Origin of the sequence: uncultured Chryseobacterium sp., from assembly GCF_913776365.1 — a bacterium.
Lineage (GTDB): Bacteria > Bacteroidota > Bacteroidia > Flavobacteriales > Weeksellaceae > Chryseobacterium.
Genome location: NZ_CAJYMO010000332.1, coordinates 1 through 6,191, shown reverse-complemented (window position 1 = coordinate 6,191; position 6,191 = coordinate 1). Strand labels below are relative to the sequence as shown.

The following is a 6,191-nucleotide window of genomic DNA, read 5'->3' as shown; positions in this document are numbered from 1 at the left end:
GTTTAATGTTCAAAATGATTATCTCACCAAAAACCTTAAACCTCGAACTTTAAACCTTGAACCCCAAAACTTTAAACCCTCATGTCTTCACGCAGAAAATTTATAAAAAATACCGCTATCGCATCATCCGCTTTGTTATTGAATCCTTTGGACCTGATCGCTAAAGATGCGCCTGTAAACAACAGCAGAACCATAAACAAACCGATTGTCCTTTCTACCTGGGATTTCGGCCTTCGGGCCAATGAGGAAGCCTGGAAAACCTTAGGCAAAGGAGGAAGAGCGTTGGATTCCGTCGAAAAAGGAGTCCGCCTCGTTGAGGATGACCCTTCGGAAAGAAGTGTAGGCTACGGCGGCCGGCCGGACAGGGATGGAAGAGTAACACTGGATGCTTGTATCATGGACGAAAACTACAACATCGGCTCGGTTGCCTGCCTGGAAAATATCAAAAATCCGGTTTCTGTGGCCCGGGCGGTGATGGAAAAGACCCCACACGTCATGCTTGTCGGCGACGGGGCTTTGCAGTTTGCCGTTTCCCAGGGATTTAAGAAAGAAAATCTTTTAACTCCCGAATCTGAAAAAGAATGGAAAGAATGGCTGAAGGACAGTAAATACAGGCCCATCGTTAACATCGAAAACCATGATACCATCGGGATGATCGCCCTGGATGCGCAGGGAAATCTTTCCGGAGCCTGTACAACGAGCGGAATGGCTTTTAAGATGCACGGCAGGGTAGGTGATTCCCCGATTATCGGAGCCGGTCTGTTTGTCGATAATGAAGTGGGGGCCGCCACAGCAACCGGTCATGGTGAAGAAGTCATCAGGATGGTGGGAACCCATTTGGTAGTAGAACTGATGCGGCAGGGCAAAACGCCGGAACAGGCCTGCAGAGAAGCGGTGGAACGGATTGTACAGATTACCAAAAGAAGAAATAAAAACCTGAAGGACATCCAGGTAGGCTTTATTGCCCTTAACAAAAAAGGGGAATACGGCTCCTACTGCATACAGGACGGATTCAGCTTCGCCGTGCACGACCAGAAAGGAAACCGCCTGGAAAAACCCGGATTCGCTTTGAAATAAACCTTGAATTTTGAACTTTAAATTGTAAACCATTCCATGTCAAAAATAGAAATAGCCTGCTTCAACCGTGAATCCGCCATTACCGCCTTTGAAAACGGAGCCGACCGTATCGAGTTGTGTGACGGACTGAGCGAAGGCGGAACGACGCCGGATTTTGAAACGGTAAAACAGCTGTGTGAAAAAATCACGATTCCCATGTTCGTAATGATCCGTCCGCGCGGTGGAAATTTTACGTATTCGGACGAAGAATTTGAAAAAATGAAATCGGATTTAATTCAATTAAAATCTTTAAATGTCGACGGCTTTGTTTTCGGAATTTTAGATGAGAACGATGAGGTAAATGTTGAGGAGAATAGAGAGTTGGTAAAACTGGCAGCACCTTATCCCTGTACCTTTCACCGCGCATTCGACAGAGTGAAGGACCTCGAAACTTCATTGGAAAAAGTAATCGACTGCGGATTCAAAACCATTCTCACGTCCGGCCAGAAAGACAACGTTTCGGAAGGAAAAGAAAACCTGAAAAAGCTGGTGGAATTATCAGCCAGCAGAATCGAAATCCTAGTCGGTGGTGGACTGCGCTCAAGCAATATAGAAGAAATCAGGCAATATACGAAAGCCCAATATTTCCACTCATCCGCCATTACGGACGGCGGTGCTTTTGCCAGTGCAGAAGAGGTAGTGGCTTTGAAAAATGCTTAGAAAGTTAAACGCAAAGTTTTATTTATAAGACTGTATATTTTAAGTGAGCAAAGCAGGCGGCAAAGCCGCTGATTAAGCGTACGGATAAGACTTTCGCTTTATCAAATCAGCTTGCTGATCCATTCTTTGCTTTCTCAATTTGTGCAGAGAGAAAAATAAAACTTTGCGTTAAACAAGCGTATACACATATAGAAGAAAATGAATTGCCCATGCAGAGGAAATTGTAACTTTGAAAATTGCTTTACAAATTAATTAACGCAAAGTTTTAGTCATAATGCTGCGTATTTTAAGTGAGCAAAACAGGCGGCAGAGCCGCTGATTAAGCGTACGGATAAGTCGTCCGCTTCATTGGATCAGCTTGCTGATCTCTTCTTTGCTTCCTTAATTTACACACAGAGTAAAATAAAACTTTGCGTTAAACAAACACACACACACACTTATGACAGAAAATGAATTATCTTACAAGATTATTGGTGCTGCTTTAGAAGTTCACCGGAGTTTAGGAGTCGGTCTATTAGAGAACACGTATGAAATTGCCTTGGCTTATGAATTAAAACAATTGGGCCTTGGAGTAAAACAACAGGTTGCATTACCGCTTATATACAAAGAAGTGATGATTGAAAATGCTTATAAAATAGACCTCGTTATTGAAGACAAAGTAATTGTTGAAATAAAATCGGTTACAGAAACACATCCCGTATTCCAGGCTCAACTGCTGACCTATTTGAAATTAACTCACATGAAACTCGGACTTCTTATTAATTTTAATACACCGCTTATTAAATATGGAATTCACAGGATTGTAAATAATTTATAATGAACAAAACGTTACTTTTTTCCTTTCTCTTTATCCGGCTGCTGATCCACGGGCAGGTTTCAGAACGTTCTTTATCCGCTGAAAAATGGCAGTTTAAAAATACCAAAGAAAACACCTGGCTGGCGGCCAAAGTTCCGGGGACAGTCCATCTGGATCTGATGACCAATAACGTCATTCCCGATCCTTACAAAGACGAAAACGAAAAGAAAGTGCAGTGGGTGGAAAACGAGGACTGGGAATATCAGACGAAGTTCAATCTGTCTAATGCAGAACTTCAGCATCAGAATATAGATCTAATATTCCTGGGCCTGGATACTTTTTCGGAGGTATATCTAAACGGGAAATTGGTAAAGAATACCGACAATATGTTCAGGACATGGACAATCCCGGCAAAAGATTACTTGAAAAATAGTGAGAATATCGTCCAGGTCAGGTTTAAATCAGCGATAACGGTTGGAAAAGAATTAGCCCAAAAAATTCCATTTACGATGCCGGAATCACCGAGAAGCTTTGTAAGAAAAGCACAATACCAGTTCGGGTGGGACTGGGGACCGAGATTAGTAACGGCAGGAATCTGGAAAGACGTGAAACTTAACTTCTGGGACCAGGCAAAAGTTGAAAAAATAAGAATAGAACAGAAATCCATGACCGGAAAACAGGCGGATCTGCAGGTGAACGCTGAAATTTTTGCTGAAAAACCGGGGCAATACAGCCTTCTGATTAACGGGAAAAAGCAGGACATTACCCTGAAACCGGGAAGCAATACTGTTTCCGTTCCGTATCAGATCCCGAATCCGAAACGCTGGCAGCCGAACGGATGGGGACAACCGAATTTATATACCATTACCATTACTTTACAAAAAGAAGGGAAACGGATTGCTGAAAAAACGGAACGGATCGGACTGAGAACGGTTGAGCTGATTCAGGAAAAAGATGCACAGGGAAAATCATTTTATTTTAAAGTCAACGGACAGCCGATGTATGCCAAAGGAACCAACTGGATTCCCGGCGACAGCTTTTCACCGAGAATGACCAAGGAAAAGTATCAGAAGCTGATCAAGGACTGTAAAGAGGCGAATATGAATATGATCCGCGTCTGGGGCGGCGGGATTTATGAAGATGATGAATTCTACAAAGCCTGCGACGAAAACGGGATTCTGGTATGGCAGGATTTCATGTTTGCAGGAAGTTTCTATCCGGCGGATGATGCTTTTCAGAAAAATATAGAATTGGAAGTTAAGGATCAGATTGCAAGATTGCAGAACCATGCATCCCTGGCTTTATGGTGCGGAAACAACGAAATCGATGAAGCCATTGTCAACTGGGGTTATCAGAAACAGTTCAAATATTCTAAAAACGATTCATTGCAGGTCTGGAAAGATTACAAAACCATTTTCCAGCAGGTGATTCCGGACGCCATCAGGAAATATGCAACGGCCGATAAACAGATCTACTGGCCGAGTTCCCCGTCGATCGGCTGGGGACATAAAGAAAGCCTGACGGAAGGCGATTCCCATTACTGGGGCGTCTGGTGGGGCGAGCAGCCGTTTGAAATCTACAACGAAAAAGTGCCGCGCTTCGCTTCGGAATACGGCTTCCAGGGAATGCCGACGCTGGAAACCACAAAATCAATGTTCTCAGGAAAGCCGGATCTCAGTTTACAGAACGGAATCATCAAAGCCCATGAAAAGCATTCGAGAGGTTGGGAAATTATAGACAATTACATGAAACGCGATTATGTTGTGCCCAAAGACTTTGTGAAATACAACTACGTTTCCCAGCTGCTTCAGGCAAGAGGAATGCAGATTGCCATGGAAGCCCACCGCCGCGCCAGACCGTACAATATGGGAACGCTGTATTGGCAGCTGAACGATTGCTGGCCGGTCGTTTCATGGTCATCCATCGATTATCTTGGAAACTGGAAAGCCCTGCATTATCAAGTGAAGAGGAGTTTTGAAAATCAGGCGGTTTTAGTAGAAAAGAAAGAGGGAATGCTGAATTTTTACGGCATTAATGACGGATTGAGTAAAAGTAAAGAGGTAAGCTTAGAGCTTAAAGTAAATAATTTTAAAGGTGAAAATATCCGCATGGCCGTTTCAAATCAGAAAATGAATTTGGAAGAAGCGGTGAAGTTCGATCCGGTGTCGATTGCAGAACTGGTGGGTGATGCTGACAAAAATGAACTGTTTTTACATGTAATTTTAAGAGGCAAAGATGAAAAGGTAGTTGCCGAAAGCAGCCATTTCTTTGCAAAGCCAAAAGACTTGAAGCTGCTAAAACCAGACCTTAAAATCAAAAAAATTTCATCTACGGAAATCGAAATCTCCACCAATGTCCTGGCGAAAAATGTCTACCTGATCGGCGATACGCATTTCAGTGATAACTTTTTCGATCTGCTGCCAGAAACATCCAGAAGAATCACTCTTTCCAAACCGCTGGAAAAAATTGAGGTGATGAGCCTTTGGGATACAATGAACCAGTAAGATGATGTTTAATTCAAACCTCATAGGTTTTAAAAACCTATGAGGTTTATATAAGCACTAAATGCATAGAATACAATGTCGAATTTTGTTCTGATTGCCGTCTGCATCATCGCTGGAATGGTGTTCAGGGCAACGAAATCCATCCATCCTGATGCCCACAAAGGCATCAACACCTGGATTCTGTACCTGGCCCTGCCCGCCGTCTCCTTTAAATACCTGCCCAATATCCGGTGGACAGCAGAAATGCTCTTTCCGGTAGCGGCCACCTTTCTGACCTCGGTATTCTGTTTTTTCTTTATGAAAATATACAGCAGCAGCAAGGGCTATTCCGGGCGGTCCAGGAGTACGCTGGAGCTGGTCAGCGGTTACAGCAATACTTCATTCGTCGGTTTTCCCCTGGTCGCCGCCTATTACGGGGAAAAGATGCTGAGCATTGCCGTGCTCTGTGATCAGACCATGTTCTTTTCGCTTTCCACTTTAGGGATCATTGCTGCAGTAAGAGGCGGAAGCCGGTCGGGGAAGGTCAGTGCCGGATTCATCCTGAAGAGGCTGGTCACTTTTCCGCCGCTGATCGGCTGTATCTCCGCACTGGTGCTGTCGCGGTTCATAGATTTTTCCGCAGCAGAACCTTTCTTCGACAAACTGGCCGCCACGGTAAGCCCGCTGGCCCTGTTTTCGGTAGGGCTGCAGCTGAAATTCAACGGCTGGAGGAAACTCGTTCCGCAGATGTCCGTCTCTATGATCTACAAGCTTATTCTGGCACCGGCCATCACCCTGGGACTTGCTCTGCTCATCGGTATCAAAGGAGATATTGCAAAGATTACCATTTTTGAAGCCGCCATGCCGGCCGTCCTTACCTCAAGCATCATTGCCGAACAGTTCCGGCTGAACACGAAGCTCACCAACCTTACCATCGGTTTCAGCATCCTCGCCGGACTGGTCACCTCAGCGCTCTGGTATCACCTCATCGGACGGATCTTCTGATCGGTTTCACCTCTTTCATTCCCATCAGCTCATTATCTCCTATCCATCACTCATCACCCATCACTCATCACCTATCACCCATTACTCATTACCCATCACCCATCACCCATTACTCATTACTCATCACTCAT

5 protein-coding genes are annotated in these 6,191 nt (G+C 44.4%); all 5 read left to right on the top strand.

What is annotated here, in order from left to right:
* Positions 1 to 81 precede the first annotated feature (81 nt).
* Positions 82 to 1,077 (top strand): isoaspartyl peptidase/L-asparaginase family protein, encoded by a 996-nt coding sequence (locus QZ735_RS18120; RefSeq protein ID WP_294251557.1) that lies wholly within the window; start codon positions 82 to 84, stop codon positions 1,075 to 1,077.
* Positions 1,078 to 1,113: 36 nt separating this feature from the next.
* Positions 1,114 to 1,776 (top strand): copper homeostasis protein CutC, encoded by a 663-nt coding sequence (locus QZ735_RS18115; protein ID WP_294251555.1) that lies wholly within the window; start codon positions 1,114 to 1,116, stop codon positions 1,774 to 1,776.
* A 439-nt stretch (positions 1,777 to 2,215) separates the two neighbouring features.
* On the top strand, positions 2,216 to 2,593 hold the full coding sequence (locus QZ735_RS18110; protein WP_294251553.1) for a GxxExxY protein: 378 nt from the start codon (positions 2,216 to 2,218) through the stop codon (positions 2,591 to 2,593).
* Positions 2,593 to 5,076, top strand: a complete 2,484-nt coding sequence (locus QZ735_RS18105; RefSeq protein ID WP_294251551.1) for a glycoside hydrolase family 2 protein — start codon at positions 2,593 to 2,595, stop codon at positions 5,074 to 5,076. Before QZ735_RS18110 ends, QZ735_RS18105 begins: the two co-directional genes overlap by 1 nt.
* A gap of 75 nt (positions 5,077 to 5,151) precedes the next feature.
* Positions 5,152 to 6,060 (top strand): AEC family transporter, encoded by a 909-nt coding sequence (locus QZ735_RS18100; protein WP_294251548.1) that lies wholly within the window; start codon positions 5,152 to 5,154, stop codon positions 6,058 to 6,060.
* The last annotated feature ends 131 nt before the right edge of the window (positions 6,061 to 6,191 follow it).

Bases quoted from the DNA above. Each gene is read 5' to 3' on its own strand.
- QZ735_RS18120 (WP_294251557.1), top strand. From the start codon at position 82: ATGTCTTCACGCAGAAAATTTATAAAAAATACCGCTATCGCATCATCC.
- QZ735_RS18115 (WP_294251555.1), top strand. From the start codon at position 1,114: ATGTCAAAAATAGAAATAGCCTGCTTCAACCGTGAATCCGCCATTACC.
- QZ735_RS18110 (WP_294251553.1), top strand. From the start codon at position 2,216: ATGACAGAAAATGAATTATCTTACAAGATTATTGGTGCTGCTTTAGAA.
- QZ735_RS18105 (WP_294251551.1), top strand. From the start codon at position 2,593: ATGAACAAAACGTTACTTTTTTCCTTTCTCTTTATCCGGCTGCTGATC.
- QZ735_RS18100 (WP_294251548.1), top strand. From the start codon at position 5,152: ATGTCGAATTTTGTTCTGATTGCCGTCTGCATCATCGCTGGAATGGTG.